At 68.9% G+C, this 19,307-nt stretch carries 20 protein-coding genes and 1 other RNA gene; 6 read left to right on the plus strand and 15 right to left on the minus strand.

Translation table 11 applies throughout. The features are described from left to right. Positions 1–36 precede the first annotated feature (36 nt). From NX02_RS05200 to NX02_RS05215, 4 genes are all read right to left on the minus strand, one after another. Positions 37–657 (minus strand): YceI family protein, encoded by a 621-nt coding sequence (locus NX02_RS05200; RefSeq protein ID WP_025291137.1) that lies wholly within the window; start codon positions 655–657, stop codon positions 37–39. A 217-nt stretch (positions 658–874) separates the two neighbouring features. Further along, positions 875–2,158, minus strand: coding sequence for an adenosylmethionine--8-amino-7-oxononanoate transaminase (locus NX02_RS05205; protein ID WP_025291138.1), 1,284 nt, complete (start codon positions 2,156–2,158; stop codon positions 875–877). Further along, positions 2,155–2,772 (minus strand): dethiobiotin synthase, encoded by a 618-nt coding sequence (gene bioD / locus NX02_RS05210; RefSeq protein ID WP_025291139.1) that lies wholly within the window; start codon positions 2,770–2,772, stop codon positions 2,155–2,157. Before bioD ends, NX02_RS05205 begins: the two co-directional genes overlap by 4 nt. Continuing rightward, the gene (locus NX02_RS05215) at positions 2,769–3,929 is read right to left on the minus strand and encodes an 8-amino-7-oxononanoate synthase (RefSeq protein WP_084718199.1); all 1,161 of its coding nucleotides are present in this window, start codon (positions 3,927–3,929) and stop codon (positions 2,769–2,771) included. The genes bioD and NX02_RS05215 overlap by 4 nt, the downstream gene beginning before the upstream one ends. A 146-nt stretch (positions 3,930–4,075) precedes the next feature. On the opposite strand from NX02_RS05215, the gene NX02_RS05220 reads away from it, so the two are divergent. Both NX02_RS05220 and NX02_RS05225 read left to right on the plus strand, forming a co-directional pair. Beyond that, positions 4,076–4,960 carry a hypothetical protein gene (locus NX02_RS05220; protein WP_158013924.1) on the plus strand — a complete coding sequence of 295 codons (885 nt, stop codon included), beginning with the start codon at positions 4,076–4,078 and terminating at the stop codon, positions 4,958–4,960. A 28-nt stretch (positions 4,961–4,988) separates the two neighbouring features. Then, a complete protein-coding gene (locus NX02_RS05225; RefSeq protein WP_158013925.1) occupies positions 4,989–5,897 on the plus strand; it encodes an SGNH/GDSL hydrolase family protein in 909 nt (302 codons plus the stop codon). Between the two features lie 73 nt (positions 5,898–5,970). Here the strand turns inward: NX02_RS05225 and ilvC are convergent, their stop codons facing one another. The 4 genes from ilvC to miaA form a co-directional block, all read right to left on the minus strand. After that, the gene (ilvC, locus tag NX02_RS05230; protein ID WP_025291143.1) at positions 5,971–6,990 is read right to left on the minus strand and encodes a ketol-acid reductoisomerase; all 1,020 of its coding nucleotides are present in this window, start codon (positions 6,988–6,990) and stop codon (positions 5,971–5,973) included. Positions 6,991–7,172: 182 nt separating this feature from the next. Further along, positions 7,173–7,688, minus strand: a complete 516-nt coding sequence (ilvN, locus tag NX02_RS05235) for an acetolactate synthase small subunit (RefSeq protein ID WP_025291144.1) — start codon at positions 7,686–7,688, stop codon at positions 7,173–7,175. Further along, entirely contained in the window at positions 7,688–9,436 is a 1,749-nt protein-coding gene (locus NX02_RS05240) for an acetolactate synthase 3 large subunit (RefSeq protein ID WP_025291145.1), read from the minus strand. Before NX02_RS05240 ends, ilvN begins: the two co-directional genes overlap by 1 nt. Before the next feature lie 79 nt (positions 9,437–9,515). Then, positions 9,516–10,466 (minus strand): tRNA (adenosine(37)-N6)-dimethylallyltransferase MiaA, encoded by a 951-nt coding sequence (miaA, locus tag NX02_RS05245; protein ID WP_039997135.1) that lies wholly within the window; start codon positions 10,464–10,466, stop codon positions 9,516–9,518. Between miaA and serB the strand changes: the two genes are divergently transcribed. Then, positions 10,459–11,343 (plus strand): phosphoserine phosphatase SerB, encoded by an 885-nt coding sequence (gene serB / locus NX02_RS05250; protein WP_025291146.1) that lies wholly within the window; start codon positions 10,459–10,461, stop codon positions 11,341–11,343. The two genes, miaA and serB, sit on opposite strands and share 8 nt — an antisense overlap. Before the next feature lie 43 nt (positions 11,344–11,386). Here serB and NX02_RS05255 read toward each other — a convergent pair whose 3' ends face one another. The 5 genes from NX02_RS05255 to rnpB all read right to left on the minus strand — a co-directional run bounded on the left by NX02_RS05255 (position 11,387) and on the right by rnpB (position 14,487). Continuing rightward, positions 11,387–12,361 carry an SPOR domain-containing protein gene (locus NX02_RS05255; protein ID WP_025291147.1) on the minus strand — a complete coding sequence of 325 codons (975 nt, stop codon included), beginning with the start codon at positions 12,359–12,361 and terminating at the stop codon, positions 11,387–11,389. A gap of 81 nt (positions 12,362–12,442) precedes the next feature. After that, positions 12,443–12,757 carry a hypothetical protein gene (locus tag NX02_RS05260; protein WP_025291148.1) on the minus strand — a complete coding sequence of 105 codons (315 nt, stop codon included), beginning with the start codon at positions 12,755–12,757 and terminating at the stop codon, positions 12,443–12,445. Next, positions 12,754–13,296 (minus strand): J domain-containing protein, encoded by a 543-nt coding sequence (locus tag NX02_RS05265; protein WP_025291149.1) that lies wholly within the window; start codon positions 13,294–13,296, stop codon positions 12,754–12,756. Before NX02_RS05265 ends, NX02_RS05260 begins: the two co-directional genes overlap by 4 nt. Before the next feature lie 6 nt (positions 13,297–13,302). Then, on the minus strand, positions 13,303–14,028 hold the full coding sequence (locus NX02_RS05270) for a YoaK family protein (RefSeq protein ID WP_053000604.1): 726 nt from the start codon (positions 14,026–14,028) through the stop codon (positions 13,303–13,305). 61 nt (positions 14,029–14,089) lie between these two features. Further along, positions 14,090–14,487: RNase P RNA component class A (gene rnpB / locus NX02_RS31095), an RNA gene on the minus strand. A gap of 91 nt (positions 14,488–14,578) precedes the next feature. On the opposite strand from rnpB, the gene NX02_RS05275 reads away from it, so the two are divergent. Beyond that, a complete protein-coding gene (locus tag NX02_RS05275; RefSeq protein WP_084717618.1) occupies positions 14,579–16,705 on the plus strand; it encodes a transglycosylase domain-containing protein in 2,127 nt (708 codons plus the stop codon). Positions 16,706–16,845: 140 nt separating this feature from the next. Continuing rightward, entirely contained in the window at positions 16,846–17,115 is a 270-nt protein-coding gene (locus tag NX02_RS05280; protein ID WP_025291152.1) for an SWIB/MDM2 domain-containing protein, read from the plus strand. 176 nt (positions 17,116–17,291) lie between these two features. On the opposite strand, the gene NX02_RS05285 is transcribed toward NX02_RS05280, so the two are convergent. After that, positions 17,292–18,230, minus strand: coding sequence for a cation efflux transmembrane domain-containing protein (locus NX02_RS05285; protein ID WP_025291153.1), 939 nt, complete (start codon positions 18,228–18,230; stop codon positions 17,292–17,294). Further along, positions 18,227–18,679, minus strand: coding sequence for a hypothetical protein (locus NX02_RS05290; RefSeq protein ID WP_025291154.1), 453 nt, complete (start codon positions 18,677–18,679; stop codon positions 18,227–18,229). The genes NX02_RS05285 and NX02_RS05290 overlap by 4 nt, the downstream gene beginning before the upstream one ends. 169 nt (positions 18,680–18,848) lie before the next feature. Between NX02_RS05290 and NX02_RS05295 the strand changes: the two genes are divergently transcribed. Next, positions 18,849–19,277, plus strand: a complete 429-nt coding sequence (locus NX02_RS05295; protein ID WP_025291155.1) for a DoxX family protein — start codon at positions 18,849–18,851, stop codon at positions 19,275–19,277. Positions 19,278–19,307 lie beyond the last annotated feature (30 nt).

A 19,307-nucleotide genomic window follows, 5' to 3' on the forward strand; every position in this document is an offset into this window, starting at 1 on the left:
GAACGGCGGGCCGTGTCTACCGCCCGATGCCCGAAATCACTGCTTCATGAAGGCCACGCTGATCTGCAGCGGCACCTCGTCCGGCACCATCGGGATGCCATAGCTGATGCCGAAATCGCTGCGCTTGATCTTGGTGGTGGCGTGGAAGCCCAGGCCTTCCTTGCCGCCCATCTGTTCAGGCATCTTGCCCGCGCCGCTGAACTGCACGTCCAGCGTGGCCGGCTTGGTCACGCCCTTGATCGTCAGATTGCCTGCCACGGTGGCATGCTCGCCATGGACGGTGACCGCGGTCGATTTGAAGGTCGCGGTCGGGAATTTCTCGGCATCGAAGAAATCGGCACCCAGCAGATGCTTGGTGAGCCCGTCATGGCTGGTCGCCACCTTGTTGATCGGGATCTCGATCGAAACGGTAGAGGCGGCGGGCTTGGCCGGATCGAGCACCAGCGTGCCGGTGGCGCTGCCGAACAGGCCGAAATAGTCATTGAAGCCGAGATGGTTGACGCGCCACTCGACCTGGGTGTGGCCGGAATCGACGGTATAGGTGCCGGCGGTGACCCGCTTGGGATCCTTCGCGCCCGGAACCGACATCGTCTGCTGCGCGACGACGGGAACCGCGACGGCGGCGAGGCAGGCGCTTGCGATCAGGAGTGCACGCATCGTTCAACATCCCTGTAATTTCTGGCGGAAATGGCCGGCTGCCGCCCTAGCATGGGGGTGCGGTGCGATCCAGAAATCCGTGCTGCCGTAAGACTTGTCCTGATCCATATGCCCGTTCGCCCTGGGCAGGAGCTGAGCTTGGCGAAGGCCGGTATCGAAGGGTCCGGCTCCGAATTTGGGCCTTCGATACGCGTCTTCGACTTCGCTCGGCCGCTACTCAGGGCGAACCGGTTTGGAGATCATCGAACAGGCTCTCCAGCGCTTCGCCGATCGCCGAATAGACGAGATCCAGTTCATCGCCGGTCACGCAGTAGGGCGGCATGACGTAGACGGTGCTGCCCAGCGGCCGCAGCAGCAGCCCGCGATCGCGGAAGAAGGCGGTCAGCTTCGGTCCGATCGCCGCCAGATAGCCGCCCTCGGGCGCGGCGATGTCGAACGCGGCGATCGTGCCGATCCTGCGGGGGGCCTCGACGCGGGGGTGGAGGCTGATGTCCGCCAGCCGCTCGGCCTGCATCGTGCCCAGCGCGGAGATCCGCTCCAGCACCGGCTCTTCCGTCCAGATCGCCAGATTGGCGTTGGCGGCGGCGCAGGCGATCGGGTTGGCGGTGTAGCTGGAGGAATGGAAGAAGGTCTTGGTGCGATCGGTCGAGTAATGCGATTCGAAGATCCGCTCCGCCGCCATCGTCACCGCCAGCGGCAGCGCGCCGCCGGTCAGCCCCTTGGAAAGGCAGAGGATGTCGGGCACGACGCCCGCCTGCTCGCACGCCAGCAATGTGCCGGTGCGGCCCCAGCCGGTCATCACCTCGTCCGCGATGAACAGCACGTCGTGCCGCGCGCAGACCGCGGCCAGCTCGGCGAGCGTCGCCGCGCCATAGCCCAGCATGCCGCCCGCGCCGAGCAGCAGCGGCTCGACGATCAGCGCGGCGGGTGCCGGCGCTTCGCGACAGGCGGCGTCCAGCGCGTCGATCGTCGCCTGCTCCGCACCCGCGGCGGGAAAGGGGATGCGCACGACGTCGAACAGCAAAGGCGCATAAGCCTGGTTGAACACGCCGCGCGCGCCCACCGACATCGCGCCGATCGTGTCGCCATGATAGCTGTGCTCCATCACGACGATGCGGTGGCGCGGCGTGCCGAGATTGGCCCAGTGGCCGAGCGCCATCTTGAGCGCCACCTCGACCGCGGTCGATCCGCTGTCCGAAAAGAACACCCGGGTCAGCGTCTCCGGCATGATTGCGCGCAGGCCGCGCGCCAGGTCTTCGGCCGGTTGGTGCGTCCAGCCGGCGAAGATGAGCTGGTCGAGCCGTTCGGTCTGTGCGCGGATCGCCGCCATGATGCGCGGATGGCAGTGGCCGTGCGTCGTCACCCACCAGGAGGAGATGGCGTCGAGCCAGCGGCTGCCGTCCGCGCCATGGAGCCAGGCGCCCTCGGCGCGCTCGATCAAGGGCACCGGTTCGCCCAGGCCATGCTGGGTGAAGGCGTGCCAGACGGGGGATTGGTTCATCGGAAATCCTGCGTGTCGAACCCGCGCGCGAAGGCGGCGGCAAGCGTAGCGGGGGTCACGTCCGCCAGCCGGTCGAGCCGGCCGAGGCGCCGCACGCCCGAAAGCGCGGGGATGATCGCCTCGCTGTCCGCCATCGCCTCGCCGATGAAGGCGATGCCCAGGATCGGCACGCCGCGCGCCTTCAGCGCCTCGATCGTCAGCAGGCTGTGATTGATCGTGCCGAGCATGGTGCGCGCGCAGACGATCGCCGGGATCGCCCAGCGCGCGAACAGGTCGGCGTAGAGCGTCTCGCGGGTCAGCGGCACCAGCGCGCCGCCGGCGCCCTCGATCACCAGCGGGGCGTCTGTGGCAGGCGGCGCCAGCGCATCGACATCGATGGTGACGCCCTCGCGCTCGGCCGAGAGGTGCGGGGAGGCGGGCAGGGCGAGCCGCCACGCTTCGGGCAGCACGCGCGCGCCGGAAAGGCGGGCGACGGCCTCGCTGTCGGTTTCCTCCTCCAGCCCGGACTGGACCGGCTTCCAGTAGGTTGCGCCGATCGCCCCGCACAGCGCGGCGCTGAACAGCGTCTTGCCGATGCCGGTATCGGTGCCGGTGACGACGAAGCGCGCGCTCATGCCGCCTCGGCGAGCGATCCCGCCATCAGGTCGACCAGCGCGTCGATATCGTCGCGCGTCACGTTGAGCGTGATCGACAGGCGCAGCCGCGCGGTGCCCTCGGGCACGGTCGGCGGGCGGATGCCGCGCACGTCGAAGCCGCCCGCCTGCAGCGCGGCGCCGGTGCGCATCGTCAGGCCGTTGTCGCCGATGATGACGGGGATGATCTGGCTGCCGGTGCGCGGCACGCCCAGCCGCGCGGCGAGCTGCGCATTGGCATGGTCGAACCGGGCGCTGAGCGCGGCGCGGCGATCGTCCGCGGCGGCGCTCAGCCGGATCGCGTGGCGCACGGCATGCGCGATCAGCGGCGAGGGCGCGGTCGAGAAGATGAAGGGCCGGCCGCGGTTGACGAGGAAGTCGATCAGCACGCGCGAGCCGCACAGCAGCGCGCCCTCCACGCCCAGCGCCTTGCCGCAGGTGTGCAGGCTCAGCACGTCGGGTTCGCCCGCGATGGCATGGGCAAGCCCGCGCCCGCCGGGGCCGAACACGCCGGTGGCATGCGCCTCGTCCACCACCAGCCAGCCGCCTTCGGCGCGGGCGAGCGCGTGGAGGTCGGCGAGCGGCGCCTGGTCGCCGTCCATGCTGTAGAGGCTCTCGACCGCGATCCAGACCTGCCCGGTACCGCCGCCGGCTCGCCAGCGCGCGATCGCATCGGCGAAGCTCTGCACATCGTTGTGGCGCGCGGCGACGCGCCCGGCGCGGCCCAGCTTCATGCCGTCATGCGTGCTGGCATGGATCAGTTCGTCATGGACGACGAGGTCGCCGCGCTGAGGCAAGGTGCCGAACAGCGCCGCGTTGGCGGCGAAGCCGGTGGCGAGGAACAGGGCCGCCTCGCTGCCATAATGGCGCGCCGCCTCCGCCTCGACCGCCTCATGTTCCTCATGATTGCCGCGCAGCAGCCGCGATCCGCCCGAACCGACCGGAACGCCGGCCGCCACCGCATCGGCCACCGCGGCGCGCAGGTCAGCGCTTCCCGCAAGGCCGAGATAGTCGTTGGAGGCGAAGTCCAGCCCCTTGCGCGGGGAAAGCGTGCGCAGCCGGCTGCCCTCCGCGAGCGCCGCGAGTTGCGCCGCGTGCGCGGTCGCGCCGGTGGCGATCCGGTGATAGCTGGTCTTCATCTGCGACGAATCATCCAAAATCCTCTCGGGGGCGCCAGATAGGCGCCGGCAATCCACCGGCGAATATCGAACACGGCGCGCGCGACGGACATCGGCAGGTGGTGCGGCGTCCTTACCGGCAATGGGGGGCAAGTGAAATGGCAGGCGTGGGAAGGTCGGTTCTCATCCTCGGCGCGGCGGCGCTGGCGATCGTCGCCGGCGCGGAAATCGCCCTTCGGATGAAGGCGCCGGTTCGCACCGACAGCCTGCCCTATTATCATGCGGACAACCGCATCGGCTATATTCCGCTCCCCAACCAGTCGGGCACCTATCGCGGCGGGCGCTGGGTGCTCAACGACCTCAGCATGGGCACCGAACGCCCGTTCGCGCCCACGGCCGGGCGCGACATCCTGCTGGTGGGCGACAGCATCGTGTTCGGCGGGCACATCTCGCAGCCGGACAAGCTGGGGCCGCAGCTCGAAAAGGCGTTGGGCGGGCGGGTCTGGCCGATCAGCGCACCGAGCTGGGCGATGCAGAACGAGTTGCAGTATCTGCGTGACCACCCGCAGGTCGTGGCGGGCGCCGACCGGATCGTCTTCGTCCTGAACGCGCTGGATTTCGGGCTGCCGACCTCGTGGAAGACCGACCAGAAGCACCCGCTGCCGCCGCCGCCGCGATCGCTGCTGTGGGAAGCGAGCCTGCGCCATGTCCGTCGTCTGACGGGGATTCGGCCCGATCCGGTTCCGGTGCACGTGCCTGCCGCCATGCGCGTCGCGCCGCGCGATATCGTGGCCGATCTGACCGCGCTGGTCACCGCCGCGCGCAAGCCGATCGTCCTGATCTTCTATCCCGACCAGGCGCAGGCGGCCGGCAGCGATGCGTGCGGTTTTCCCCTGCCGGCGGTCGCGCGCGTACCCGGCATCATCGTCCGGTGCGTCAAGCAGGATGCGCGCTGGCGCCCGACATATTACGCCGATGACATCCACCCTTCGCTGCAGGGGACGCGCGTGCTGGCCGGGATCATCGCGACGACACTCGATGCCGACCGCTGAGGAGAGACGATCGCATATGAGATTTGGCGTGAGATCCGCGGCGATCATGCTGGCGATCGTGCCGCTGTCGCTGCTGGCCGGCGAGGCGATTCTGAGGGTTCACGGCTGGGCAACGCATGCCGGGCGGCCGCTCTATCATGCGGACAACCGCATCGGATACATTCCGCTGCCCAGCCAATCGGGGTCCGCCTATGGCCGGCTATGGGTGTTCAATGAACGCAGCATGGGAACCGCCAGCCCGTTCAGGCCGACCGCGCGGAAGGATATCCTCCTGATCGGGGACAGCCTCGTCTTCGGGGGCCAGTTCACCCAAGCCGACAAATTGGGGCCGCAACTGGAGGCGGTATCGGGCGGCAAGGTCTGGCCGATCAGCGCGCCGAGCTGGGCACTGCAGAACGAACTGCAATATCTGCGGGATCATCCCGAGGTCGTGCAGGGCGTGGATGAGATCATATTCCTGCTGAACGCCAAGGACTTCAGATGGCCATCGTCCTGGGCGTCGAAACTGTCGCACCCGCGCGTGGCGGAGCCGCAGCCGCGGTCGCTCCTGTGGAGCGCGATCCGGCGGAAATGGTACCGCATCTTCGGAAAGCCCGTCGATCCCGCGAAGGTTCGGACGCCCTATCGCCGTCCCCGGCCGCCGCCCGGTCTCAAGCTCACGCCGAGAGACAATGTCGCCGATATGGGTGCGCTGGTCACCGCCGCGCGCAAGCCGATCCACCTGATCTTCTATCCCGACCAGGCCGAGCTTCCGGGCGTGGATCCGTGCGGTTTCGAACTGCCGGACGTCGCGAGGCTTCCCGGCCTGACGATCACCTGCGTCAAGGCGGACAAAAGGTGGTCGCGCGCACTCTACAGCGACCATATCCATCCGTCGGCCGAGGGCGTCCGGGTGCTGAGCCGGATCATCGCCGACAGTCTCGGGCGGGGGCGCTGAACCGCGCGATGCGGGTCGGCAGCCAGCCCGCCGGAGAGGCGGGAAGGTCGCGCGGCGACCTTCCCGTCAAGGCTCAGTTCCGGTCCTTGTCGACCAGCTTGTTGGCGCCGATCCACGGCATCATCGCGCGCAGTTCGGAACCGACCTTCTCGATCGGGTGCGCGGCTGCCGCCTTGCGCGCCGCCTTTAGCTCGGGCTGGCCGACGCGGTTGTCGAGCACGAAGTTCTTCACGAAGCGGCCCGACTGGATGTCGGCCAGCACGCGCTTCATCTCGGCCTTGGTCTCGTCGGTGATCAGGCGCGGGCCGGTGGTGATGTCGCCATATTCGGCGGTGTTCGAGATCGAGTAGCGCATGTTGGCGATGCCGCCCTCATACATCAGGTCGACGATCAGCTTCACCTCGTGGAGGCACTCGAAATAGGCCATCTCGGGCGAATAGCCGGCCTCGACCAGCGTTTCGAAGCCCGCCTGGATCAGGTGGGTCAGGCCGCCGCAGAGCACCGCCTGCTCGCCGAACAGGTCGGTTTCGCACTCTTCCTTGAAGTCGGTCTCGATGATGCCCGAACGGCCGCCGCCGACCGCCGAGGCATAAGCGAGCGCCACGTCGTGCGCGTTGCCGCTGGCATCCTGCGCCACCGCGATCAGGCAGGGCACGCCGCCGCCGCGGACATATTCCGAACGCACGGTGTGGCCGGGGCCCTTCGGCGCGATCATGATCACGTCGAGGTCGGCGCGCGGCTCGATCAGGCCGAAATGGACGTTGAGGCCGTGCGCGAAGGCCAGCGCCGCGCCCTGGCGCATATTGGCGTGCAGGTCTTCGGCGTAGATCGCGGCCTGATGCTCGTCGGGCGCGAGGATCATGACGATGTCGGCCCACTGCGCGGCTTCGGCGTTGGACATCACCTTGAAGCCGGCGCCCTCGGCCTTCTTCGCGGTCGCCGAGCCGCCGCGCAGCGCGATCGCGACCTGGTCCACACCCGAATCGCGCAGGTTCTGCGCATGGGCATGGCCCTGGCTGCCATAGCCGACGATGGCGATCTTCTTGCCCGTGACGAGCTTCAGGTCGGCGTCGCGATCGTAGTAAACCCGCATTGTCATTCCCTCTTTCCAAAGCGTGCCCCGCAAGGGGCATATCAATTCCGAACCGTTCGTCCTGAGTAGGGGCTGAGCTTGGCGAAGACCCGTATCGAAGGATCGTGCCGGGCCCTTCGATACGCCATTTCGCCAGGCTCAATGGCTACTCGGGGTGAACGGATATGATGGCGCGAAGCCGCTTACGCCGCTTCCTTGCCCCGTGCGATCGCCACGATGCCGGTGCGGGCGACCTCGATCAGGCCGACCTCGCGCATCAGTTCGATGAACTTGTCGATCTTCTCGGTGCCGCCGGTCACCTCGAACACGAAGCTGGAGGTGGTCGCATCGACCACGCGCGCGCGATAGACCTCGGCCAGCCGCAGCGCCTCGATGCGATGGTCGCCGGTGCCGGCCACCTTCACCAGCGCGAGTTCGCGTTCGACATGCGGGCCGAGCGCGGTCAGGTCGATCACCTTGTGCACCGGCACCAGCCGCTCGAGCTGGGCGATGATCTGTTCCATCACCGATGCCGAGGCGGAGGTGACGATGGTGATGCGGCTGATCAGGTCGTCGGCGCTGATGTCGGTGACGGTCAGGCTTTCGATGTTGTAGCCGCGCGCGGTGAACAGGCCGGCGATGCGGGCGAGCACGCCGGCTTCGTTGTCGACGATCACCGAGAGCGTGTGCCGCTCTTTCGCTTCTTCCTTGATGTGCATCAGACCAGCGCCTTCGCTTCGTCGCCCAACTCGCCGGAAACCTCGTCCGAATGGAGCATCATCTCGGTATGGGCGGCGCCCGACGGGATCATCGGGAAGCAGTTGGCGAGCTTCGCCACGCGGCAATCGACCATCACCGGGCCGTCATACGCGATCATCTCGGCGATGCCGGCATCCAGTTCCTGCGTGCCGTCGATGCGGATGCCCTTCCAGCCATAGGCCTCGGCCAGCCGCACGAAGTCCGGCAGGGCCTCGCTGTAGCTTTCCGAATAGCGGCTGGAATAGGTCAGTTCCTGCCACTGGCGGACCATGCCCATATATTCGTTGTTGAGGATGAACACCTTCACCGGCAGGCGATATTGCACCGCCGTCGCCAGTTCCTGGATGTTCATCTGGATCGACGCCTCGCCGGCGATGTCGATCACCAGCGCGTTGGGGTTGCCCACCTGCGCGCCGATCGCGGCGGGCAGGCCATAGCCCATCGTGCCGAGCCCGCCCGAGGTCAGCCACTTGTTCGGCCCCTCGAAGTCGAAATGCTGCGCCGCCCACATCTGGTGCTGGCCCACCTCGGTGGTGATGATCGGCTTCTTCGCCCGCGTGGCTTCCCACAGCCGCCGGATGGCGAGCTGCGGCATGATCTCGGTCTTGGATTCGGGGTAGGACAGCGACTTGCGGCTGCGCCATTCCTCGATCCGCTGCCACCAGCCGGTCAGGTCGACCTTCGGGTGCTGGCGCGCCTTCCAGATGCGGACCATGTCTTCCATCGCGCGGCCGACGTCGCCGACGATGCCCAGATCCACCCGCACCGTCTTGTTGATCGACGAGCGGTCGATATCGATGTGGATCTTGCGCGAATTGGGGGCGAACGCATCCAGCCGGCCGGTCACGCGATCGTCGAAGCGCGCGCCCAGGCAGAGGATGAGGTCGGCCTGGTTCATCGCCAGGTTCGCCTCATAGGTGCCGTGCATGCCCAGCATGCCCAGCCACTGGTCGGACGAGGCGGGGAAGGCGCCGAGGCCCATCAGCGTCGAGGTGACGGGCGCGCCGGTGATCCGCGCCAGCTCGCGCAGCACCGCCGAAGCGCCCGGGCCGGCGTTGATCACGCCGCCGCCGGTGTAGAGGATCGGCCGCTCGGCCGCCGCCAGCATGTCGACCGCGGTCTCGATCAGCTTGGGATCGGCCTTCACCTGCGGGCGATAGGTCTTGTGCTGGATCGCGCCGGGCTTGCGATAGAGCGCGGTCGCGACCTGGACGTCCTTGGGAATGTCGATGACGACGGGTCCGGGACGGCCTGAGGTTGCGATGTGGAACGCCTCGTGGATCGTGTCGCCCAGCTTCGCCGGCGACTTCACCAGATAGTTGTGCTTCGAGCAGTGGCGCGTCAGCCCGACGGTGTCGGCTTCCTGGAAGGCGTCGCTGCCGATCAGGTGCGTCGCGACCTGCCCGGTGATGACGACCATCGGGATCGAATCCATCAGCGCATCGGTGATGCCGGTGATCGCGTTGGTCGCGCCCGGGCCCGAGGTGACGAGCACGACGCCGGGTTTGCCGGTGGAGCGCGCATAGCCCTCCGCCGCGTGCGTCGCCGCCTGTTCGTGGCGCACCAGGATGTGGCGGATGCGCTTCTGCTTGAACAGCGCATCATAGATGGGAAGCACGGCGCCGCCCGGATAGCCGAATACGACCTCGACCCCGAGATCGCTCAGGGCTTCGACCAATATATCAGCGCCGCTCAGTTCGGTGGCCATGTCGTCCTCGTGCAAATCTGCCGGGCCTCTCGCAACGGGCGAAGGCCTTGGCAAGGCCGGCTCCGCTAAAGGCAATAAACTATGGTGTCAACGATTGATTGGCTAATTTTATTGCTAAATCATCAATATCGTCGTCATTCAATTGCGCGGTGATGCGTGGCCAGTCCTCTGGGGGTTGCCGGCTGAACCAGGTATATTGGCGTTTTGCGTATTGGCGGGTCGCGGTCTGCGCGCGAACCATCATGGTTTCGCGGTCGATCTCACCCGTGCGCCAGGCAAGAATTTCGGGCACGCCGATCGCGCGCATCACCGGCAGGGCGGGGTCGAGGGCGCGCGCCGCGAGCGCTTCGGCCTCGCCGATTCCCCCGGTTTCGAGCATCGTCACGAAGCGGTCGTCGCAGCGCTTCTGCAGCCAGTCGCGCGGCGGCAGCAGCAGCAGCGGGGCCAGCCGGATGCGATCGCCGATGCCGCCGCTGAGGTCCGCCTGCCACGCCGCGATCGTCCGGCCGGTGGAGCGGATCACCTCGAGCGCGCGGGCGACGCGGGTGGTGTCGGCAGGGGCGAGGCGCGCCGCGGCGGCGGGGTCTTCCCTCGAAAGCGCTTCATGCGCCTCCGCCACCGGCAGCGCGCGCACCGCGGCACGCACCGCCGGATCGATGTCGGGGATCGGGGCGATGCCGTTGAGCAGGGTGCGCAGATACAGGCCGGTGCCGCCGACCAGGATCGGCAGGCGGCCGGCGGCGGCGCTGTCGACGATCGCGCGGCGCGCATCGGCGGCCCAGCGCGCCGCCGAACAGGCCTCCGCCCCGTCGATATAACCGAACAGCGCATGCGGTGCTCGTGCTTCCTCCGCGATCGAGGGGCGGGCGGAAAGGATGCGCAGGTCGCGATAGACCTGCGCCGAATCGGCGTTGACGATGGTCGCGGGCAGGCGCTCGGCAACGGCCAGCGCCAATGCCGACTTGCCGCTGGCGGTCGGCCCTGCGATGAGCGCCACCCGGGTGCCGGTGGGAGGAAGATCATTGTACATCGCGACGCTGATAGCATTGACGGGGCTTGAAGAGAGCGCCCTCGACATTGCGCGCGACGCGGCCGCCGCCGCGGGCGGCCAGCCGGGTGGGACGCGCTGGATCGAAGCCGGCATCGCCGCGGATCTCGCGATCGGTGCGGAGCCGTTCGCGGTGCGCGATGCAATCGAGGCGGCGCTGCCCGGCATCGACGTGATCGTCCAGAAGCCCGAGCACCGGCTGAAGACCTTGCTGGTGGCGGACATGGATTCGACGATGATCACCGTCGAATGCATCGACGAGCTGGCCGACTATGCCGGTATCAAGCCGCAGGTCGCCGAGGTCACCGAACGCGCGATGCGCGGCGAGCTGGATTTCGAGGCCGCGCTCGATGCGCGCGTCGGCCTGCTGCGCGACATGGACGCTGCGATGCTCGACCGCTGCCTCGCCGAGCGGGTGACGATCATGCCGGGCGCCAGGGCGCTGGTGCGGACGGTGCGCGCGCGCGGCGGCACCGCGATCCTCGTGTCGGGCGGCTTCACCCATTTCGCGGATCCGGTCGCCCGGCAGATCGGCTTCAACCGCGCCATCTCCAACCGCCTCGGCCTGGCCGACGGTCGGCTCGACGGCACCGTCGCGCGGCCGATCGTAGGCGCCGAAACCAAGCGCGAGGTGCTGATCGGCGCGCTCGCGGCGCTCAGCATCGGCGCCGAACGGAGCATCGCGATCGGTGACGGCGCCAACGACCTGCTGATGATCGGCGTGGCTGGCCTCGGCGTCGCCTATCACGCCAAGCCCAAGGTCGCCGCGGCGGCCGACGCGCGCGTGCGCAACGGCGATCTCAGCGTGCTGCTCTATGCGATGGGGTTGCCGCGCTCGGAATGGGCGAACGCCGACTGAATTGTCCTCTCCGACGCTGCGCGCCGGGGGAGGACAATGAACCCTACGGCTTCACCGCGATGCATGGATTGCCCGCCGCGGTCACCGCGGTGCACAGTCGGTCGGCGGCCGCCTTGGTGGCGATCGGGCCGGCCTGCAGGCGCGTCACCGAACCCGCCCTGACCTTGTAGGACGTAAGGCCGCCAAGGCCGCTGACGCGCTGCGACAGGCGGCTCCACAGCTTGTCGGCATTGGCGGCGTCGCCGAACGCGCCGAGCTGGATGCGCCAGGCACCGCCCGCCGCCGGCACCGGGGCAGGGCGGGGGGCTGCGGGAGCGGGAGCAGGGGCAGGCGTCGGGCGCGGCGCGGGCCGCGGCGCAGGCGATGGAGCCGGAGTGGGCTTCGGCGTCGGCGCCGCCACCGGCTTGGGCACCGGTGCACCGCGCGCCATCGCGGCGGCCATCTCGGTGCCGCGGCGGCGCTGGTCGGCCGGGATATGCTTGTCCATCTCGCCCAGCGCCCGCTTCGCGGCGGCGAGGCCGGCGGCGGAGGCGCGGGTCATCAGGGCATAGGCGCGCGGCCAGTCGCGCGGCAGGCCATCGCCGTTGAACAGCGCGACGCCCAGGAAATATTGCGTGCGCGGCTCGCCGCGCGCCGCCGACTTCTCAAGCCACGGCATCGCTTCCGCGCGGCGATTGTCCTGGAACAGCAGCAGCCCGTAATTGTCGGCGGCCTGCAGATGGCCCTGCACCGCGGCACGGCGGAACCAGTCTTCCGCCTGCTTGAGGTCGGCAGGCACGCCGCGGCCATATTTATAGGCCTGGCCGAGATTGTATTGCGCGTCGGCATTGCCCGCCGCGGCGGGCTTGCGCCATTCGGCCACCGCCGCCGCATAGTCGTTGCGCTGCCAGGCATCGTAACCGCGCTGCACCGCCGGATCGGCACCGCGCGACTGCGCCGGCAGCCGGGTTCCGGCGCCCGCTGCGGCGGCGAGAATCAGGGTCGAAGCGAGCAAGGCCCGCCCGTGCGCAGCGATCATTCCAGGGTCCCCTTGGCGTGTCGCCGATGGTCGGCGGTGCGGCGCGACCATGCCCCAGCGCCGCAGCGGCGTCGAGAGCGGTCAGCCGGTCGGCGCCGGCGCTTCGGCCAGTAGCCCGGCCACCTCGTCGATGTCGGTTCCCGGGCGGACGAGCAGCCACTGCCGGGGATTGTTGCCGTCCACCACCGTTACCGCGCCGCCGGGGCAGACGCCCAGGCAGCGGACCTCGAGAATGCCGATCGGCGATTTGCGCCCCTTGCGCGCGCCGAGATACTTCTTCAGCGCCTTGGCGAGCGGGGTCTTGCCCTTCTCGCCAAAACCGCCGCCGACCTTCTTCGAACATTTCGCGCACACCAGCACGGTGCCGCGCCAGTCGGATCTGACGCTCGTCTTCAACGCGCGCGGCTCGGCTGGGTCCGCCGCTCCTCGGCGGCGCGCAGCACTTCATAGGCGGCCTGGATCGCCTGGAAACGCTCCGCCGCCGCAGCGTCGCCCCGGTTTACATCGGGATGGTTCGTCTTGGCGAGCGCGCGCCATGCGGTCTTCACCATGTCGAAATCGGCGTCGCTCTCCAGCCCCAGCACCGCGAGCGCGCGCAGTTCATCGCGCGATCGGGTGCCGTCGCCCGCGCCGCCCCAGCCATAGTGCGAGGCCTCGGCATAGCCGGCAGCAGAGCGCCGCTCCTGCGCCTCGCGCGCGGCGGCCTCCTCGGCGTTCAGCCCTTCGAAATAGTTCCAGTTGCGGTTGTATTCCGCGGCATGTTCCTCGCAGAAATACCAGCGTTCCGGGCTGTTGGGAGACTTGGGCGCGGGCCGGTCGCCCGGCCGGTCGCAGCCGTGGCGGTCGCACAGGCGCACCTCGACCGCCTCCCGCTTCGAGCCATAGCCACGCCAGCGGGGGAAGCCCCAGTCATAGGATCGGGAGGAACGCGCCATCCAAGCTCATGTAGATGCGGGCGGCGGGTTTTGCCATGGGCCATCGCCGGCCTTGCGGGAGGGTGCGCGCACGGAGAGCGCCAGCACGAGCAGCGCCGCCGCCGGCAGGCCGAGCACGATGCCGCCCCAGCGCAGGCTCAGCACGCCGCCGGTGACCGCGCCGCCGACCAGCGCCAGCCACAGCAACAGCCAGGGCAATATCGTGCCGCGCGCGCCGGTCTTGCTGTTGGCGATGCCTTCGCCGATCCGCACCAGCGCGCCGGTCATGTAGGTGACGGCGAAGCCCTGCCCGTCGGGTGCGACGATCGCATTGGCCAGCCCCATCGCCAGCACCATCAGCGGGATCGCGCTGCCGCCCATCCCGATGCGGAACAGCCATGCGGCGACCAGCAGCAGCAGCGCCTCCACCAGCAGCAGCCGGCGGATGCGCGCATGATCGCTGCCGGCGCGGGCGGCGATCAGGTGGCCACCGGCGACGCCGCCGATGAACAGCGCCACCAGCCCCAGCCCGAACAGCGCCTGTTCCCAGGCACCGCCCGCGGCGGCGACCGCGAGCCGCGTGGAATTGCCGCTCATGAACGACACGAAATAGCCGCCGAGCCAGACGAAGCCGACGCCGTCGACGAAGCCGGCGATCCCGGCCAGCGCATAGGCCAGCGCGCGTTCGCCGCGGTTCAGGCTGCGCATCGCGCGCTCCGGCGCGGCGCGGCGGCGGGGACGGGGCGGGGCCATCGCAGCATCGCTGTTGCCTTCTCCTCACTGGGCGCGCCGCCTGGGCGGCGCGCCGGAATCTCATGCCAGAGGATCTGTAAGCCGGGTTCTGTCCATCCCCAAGGGGGACTGGGCGACCATTCCTCTAGGGCACGGATCGCTCCGTGCCTCAAGCAACCAACCCGGGCGACGGGCCGGAACCAGGCCCTCGGGTACGAGACCCGGTGTCGCCCCTATTCGGTCTTGCTCCCGGTGGGGTTTGCCATGCCACCCCCGTTGCCGGGGGCGCGGTGCGCTCTTACCGCACCCTTTCACTGTCACCTGGCCGAAGCTTCGGCGACCTGCTTTCTGTTGCACTGTCCCTGAAGCGCGTGCCCGAAGATACGCGCCCCGCCGGGTGTTACCCGGCACCGTGTTTCCGTGGAGCCCGGACTTTCCTCTCCCCTCGCAAGCGAAGGCAGCGGCCGCCCGATCCTCTGGCGCGGCGGCTGTTAGCTCAAACTGTGACGTACGGCAATTTTTCGGTCTCGCATTGGCTGTATTGCCAAGGTATGACAGCTCCCATCATGCCATGTCCCCGGTTTCGCCGCTGATGTTCTGGTCGCGAGACCGCCGTCCCGAGCCGGTTCCCGCAGCTCCGCCGCCGGCTGACCCGTCTGCGGTGCCGCCGCTCGATTCGGCCGGGCAGCCCGTGCCGCTGCCGCCGTCGCGGCTGTCGCGCGTCATCCGCCGGATCAAGCTGGGGCTGCTCGCCTTCCTGCTCATCTTCATGCTGCTCGTCGGCTATCTCGCGATCACCGCGCCGCTGTCGCGCTCGCTGCAGCCGGTCGCGGCGCCGCGGATCACCTTGCTCGCGGCGGACGGCACGCCGATCGCGCGGCGCGGCGCGATCATCGACGCGCCGGTGGTGATCGCGGAGCTGCCCGCACACGTGCCGCACGCCTTCATGGCGATCGAGGATCGCCGCTTCCGGGAGCATTGGGGCGTCGATCCCTGGGGGATCATGCGCGCCGCCTGGAACAATCTGCGCGCCGGCGGCGTGCGGGAGGGCGGCAGCACCATCACCCAGCAGCTCGCCAAGGTCGCCTTCCTCGATGCCGATCGAACCTTCGGCCGCAAGGCGCGCGAGATGCTGATCGCGTTCTGGCTGGAGGCGCGGCTCTCCAAGGACGAGATCCTCGCGCGCTATTTGTCGAACGTCTATTTCGGCGACAATGTCTACGGCCTGCGCGCCGCCGCGCAGCATTATTTCAGCGTGCCGCCGGAGGATCTGAGCGTCGGCCAGGCGGCGATGCTCGCCGGGCTGCTCAAGGCGCCGTCGCGGCTGGCGCCGAGCAGCAATCTGGAGGGTGCCCGCGCGCGCCAGAAGCTGGTCGTCGCGGCGATGCTCGATGCCGGCTTCATCGACAAGGCCGTGGCCGATCGCGCCGGCCCCGCGCGGCTGAAGCTCCGCCGGGTCAAGGCGCTGCCCACCGGGACCTGGTTTTCGGACTGGGCGATGGCGCAGGCGCGTGACGGCGCGGGCGCGGTCTACGCCGAACAGGAAGTGAAGACCACGCTCGACCGCAAGCTGCAGGGCTATGCCGAACGCGCGGTGCGCAACGCCGGGCTGCGCAAGGCGGATGTCGCGCTGGTGGCGATGCGCCCGGATGGGCAGGTGGTCGCGATGATCGGCGGACGCACCTATGCCGATGGCGCGTTCAACCGCGCCACCCAGGCGCGGCGCCAGTCTGGATCGACCTTCAAGCTGTTCGTCTATCTCGCCGCGTTGCGCGCCGGCCTGCGCCCCGACGACACGGTGGAAGACAAGCCGCTGACGATCGGCACCTGGAGCCCGCGCAACTCCGGCGATCGCTACCGCGGCGAGATCACGCTGCGGGAGGCGTTCGCGGTTTCCTCCAACGTCGCGGCGGTGCGGCTGTCGGAGAAGGTCGGGCGCAAGAATGTGATCCGCGCCGCGCGCGACCTGGGGGTGCGCAGCACGCTGGCCGACGATGCCACGCTGGCGCTGGGCAGTTCCGGCACGACCCTGATCGAAATGACCGCCGCCTATGCCGCGGTCGCCGGCAACCGCTATCCCGTGCGCCCGCGCGGGTTGCCCGACGTGCGCGAAAGCTGGTTCGATTCGGTGTGGGATCGGCAGCGCCCGTTCGACGAGGATGAGGTGCTGCCGGCGCTGAAGGACCTGCTGTCCTCGGTGGTCAAGCGCGGCACCGGCCGCGCTGCGGCCCTCTCGATCCCGGTCTATGGCAAGACGGGCACCAGCCAGGACAATCGCGACGCGATCTTCATCGGCTTCGCCGGCGATCTCGTCACCGGCGTGTGGGTGGGCAATGACGACAACAGCCCGCTCTCCGGCGTCAATGGCGGCGGCCTGCCGGCGCGTGTGTGGCGCGATTTCACGGCGTCGGCGCTGGGCGTGCAGCCGCGCGCGGCGCCACGCGCGATCGAAGAGGGCGAGGACGAGGATGAAGGCGCGCTGATCGGCAATATCGGTAATGTCGGCGACATCGCCGTCGACGTCGGCAATGACAGCCTGTCGGTGGACGGCAGGATCGGCGACGTCGGTGTGGGGCTGCGCATCGGCCCGCAGGGCATCGAACTGGAGACGCGCCCGCCCGGGAACGACCCGCCTCCGTCCGCGCCGGAGCGCCGCGACGAAGCCTTGCCGCCGCCCGCTGAGCGCCGCCGCGAATAGCCCGGACCCCTGCCGCGCCCGAGCGAATCCCCCTCCCGGTCGGTCGCAGACCGGACCGAACGGAATAACGCGACGCTTGCACGAGGGACCCAATCGCGCCATCGCTAGTTCAGCGGATAACGCTAGGACAGGATAATGCCATGGCAGAGACGAAAAAGAAGACCGACGGCCTCAATCGTCCCGTACAGCCCTCGCCGGAACTGGGTGCAGTCGTGGGTACCAAACCACTGACGCGCGCCGAAGTGGTCAGCGCGATGTGGGCTTACATCAAGAAGAACAGTCTTCAGGATCCGGCGAACAAGCGCGACATTCTGGCGGATGCAAAGCTCGCCAAGGTGTTCGGCAAGGACAAGGTGACGATGTTCGAGATGAACAAGCTCATCTCGCCGCATCTGAAGCCGGTCGGCTGATCCGGGCCCTTATATTGGCGACTGCTTTCACCACCTGCGCCCGGCCGGATCCTGATCCGGGACGAAGGCCGGGCGGATGACGGCTTTTCGTATCTTTTAAGCGAAGCCGGGGGCGATGGTGCTTCGCGCACCGTTTGCGTCCCGGCTTCGCTCGCCTGCTGGCTCCACGCATTCGGCTATCGTGCACCGTCGTCTTTCTCGGCGGGCGGCACGAAGCTCACCTGCGCCAGCCGCCATGCGCGATCCTCTTCGTTCGGCCAGTAGGTGCTGGGCGGCAGCGCTTCCGCAGGCGGCAATGTGCCGTGCACTTCGGCACGGATGAGGCGGCCGGTCTCGCGCAGCCGCACCTCGGCGCCCGGAAATGCCGTTTCCAGCGACGCCTTCACCGCTTCGGCATCCTCGGACAGGTCGGCGCTGGAAAGGCGGCGCGGCGCGCCATCGACCAGTTCGGCGGTCGACGATCGCAGCGCGTTGATACCGTCGTTGAGCACGCTGAACGAGATCGCCGCCGCGGCGACCGAATCCGCCCACCACCAGCCGAGGCCCAGCCCGACGATGCCGGCCAGCCCGGCGACGCCCGTCATCCAATTGGCCTTGTTCATCAGCGCATCGGTGTGCAGCAGCTTGTCCTGCAGCGCCTCGGCCAGCGGCAGTTCCTTGCGGCCGATGATGAGCGGCGGGATGATCGCATAGATCTGCGCGCCCATCATCAGCCAGCCCAGCCAGATGTCGTGCCCGAACAGGCGGACCGAGCCGACCGTAGCGTGTTCCGCGGTCACCAGCGTCATCGCCGCGTCGTAAAGCAGGAAGGCGCCCACCGCGGTCAGCGCGACCGCGGCAACGAAGAAGCCGAGCCCGTTGACGCGTTCGAACCCGAAGGGGAAACGCGCGGAGCGGCCGTGGCGCGTCTCGAAGCGTGCGGCGATCAGGAACATCGCCGGCGGCACGAGCCCCAGCATATCCTCGATCCACGCCGTCTTCATCGTCTGGCTCTGGCCGAGCACGAGGCCCATCACGCCGACGATGCTGATGGTCCAGGCAATGTTCCACCATTCGAGGCGGACCGCGCGGCGCATCGGCTGCGCGAGCGGCGCGGGAAAGGTCCCCCCGCTCATCGGCTCGCCGCGGCGGGCGCGACCGCCCGGCTGGCGCGCTCGATCAGCATGATCCAGCGATTCTCGCCGTTGCGCATCGCGGCGACGAGATCGAGCCGGTCGTCGCCTTCGCCGGTGGTCGCCAGCGGCGGGCCGAACGTGATGTCGGTCGCCCACGGGCTGTCTGCGGCGACGGGCGCGATCACCAGGTCGAGGCGGCCCGCGCGCAACGCCACGAACAGCGGCTCCGCCGCGCCGCGCCTGATCTCGGCGCGGGCGCCGGTGCGCCGCTCCAGCGCCTCGATCAGGCGCGCGGGGCGATCGGTGCGGGATACCGGAAGACCGGCGGCAACACCTACCCTCAGCCGGTGCGTGGTTTCGACCCGTTCCAGCGTACCGCCCGGATCGCGTGGCAGGGTGTCGCAGCCGGCCAGAAACATGAGAAGGGCGAGGGCGGCACCGCGGGTCATTACGGCCGTTCAACGGCGGGCGGGCTTGCGGGTTCCGTTATCGCCTTTTCCGATTCTTCGAACATTTCAATTGATTTTATTCGGCTGTTTGATGCGCCGGTGCGGGTCCATCTCTCTCTCAACGGCGCCGCGCTGACGCAGCCGCCGCTTTGGACAAGGACGTTTCGAGATGAACAGCACCACCCTTGCCGCCGCGGCGGCACCGCTTTCCACCCACCGCGCCGCGGGCGTCGCGGCGTTCGGCGGCCGCGTCGCGATCGCGGCGATCTTCATCCTCAGCGGCGCGTCGAAGCTTGCCGCGCCTGCCGGCACGATCGGCTATATCGCGTCTGCCGGCCTGCCGCTGCCCACCCTCGCCTATGCGGTTGCGGTGGCGGTCGAACTGCTCGGCGGCATCGCGCTGATCCTCGGCTATCGCACCCGCTTCGTCGCCGCGGCGCTTGCGGTCTTCTCGGTCGCCGCCGCGTTCGGCTTCCACAACCAGCTCGCCGACCAGAACCAGTTCATCCATTTCTTCAAGAACATCGCGATCGCCGGCGGCCTGCTCCAGATCGTCGCGCTCGGCGCCGGCCGCGTGGCGCTCGACGCACGCCGCTGACCTGCTTTAGACAGCCGGCGTCGCGTCCCG

Origin of the sequence: Sphingomonas sanxanigenens DSM 19645 = NX02 (assembly GCF_000512205.2) — a bacterium.
Classification (GTDB): Bacteria; Pseudomonadota; Alphaproteobacteria; order Sphingomonadales; family Sphingomonadaceae; genus Sphingomonas_D; species Sphingomonas_D sanxanigenens.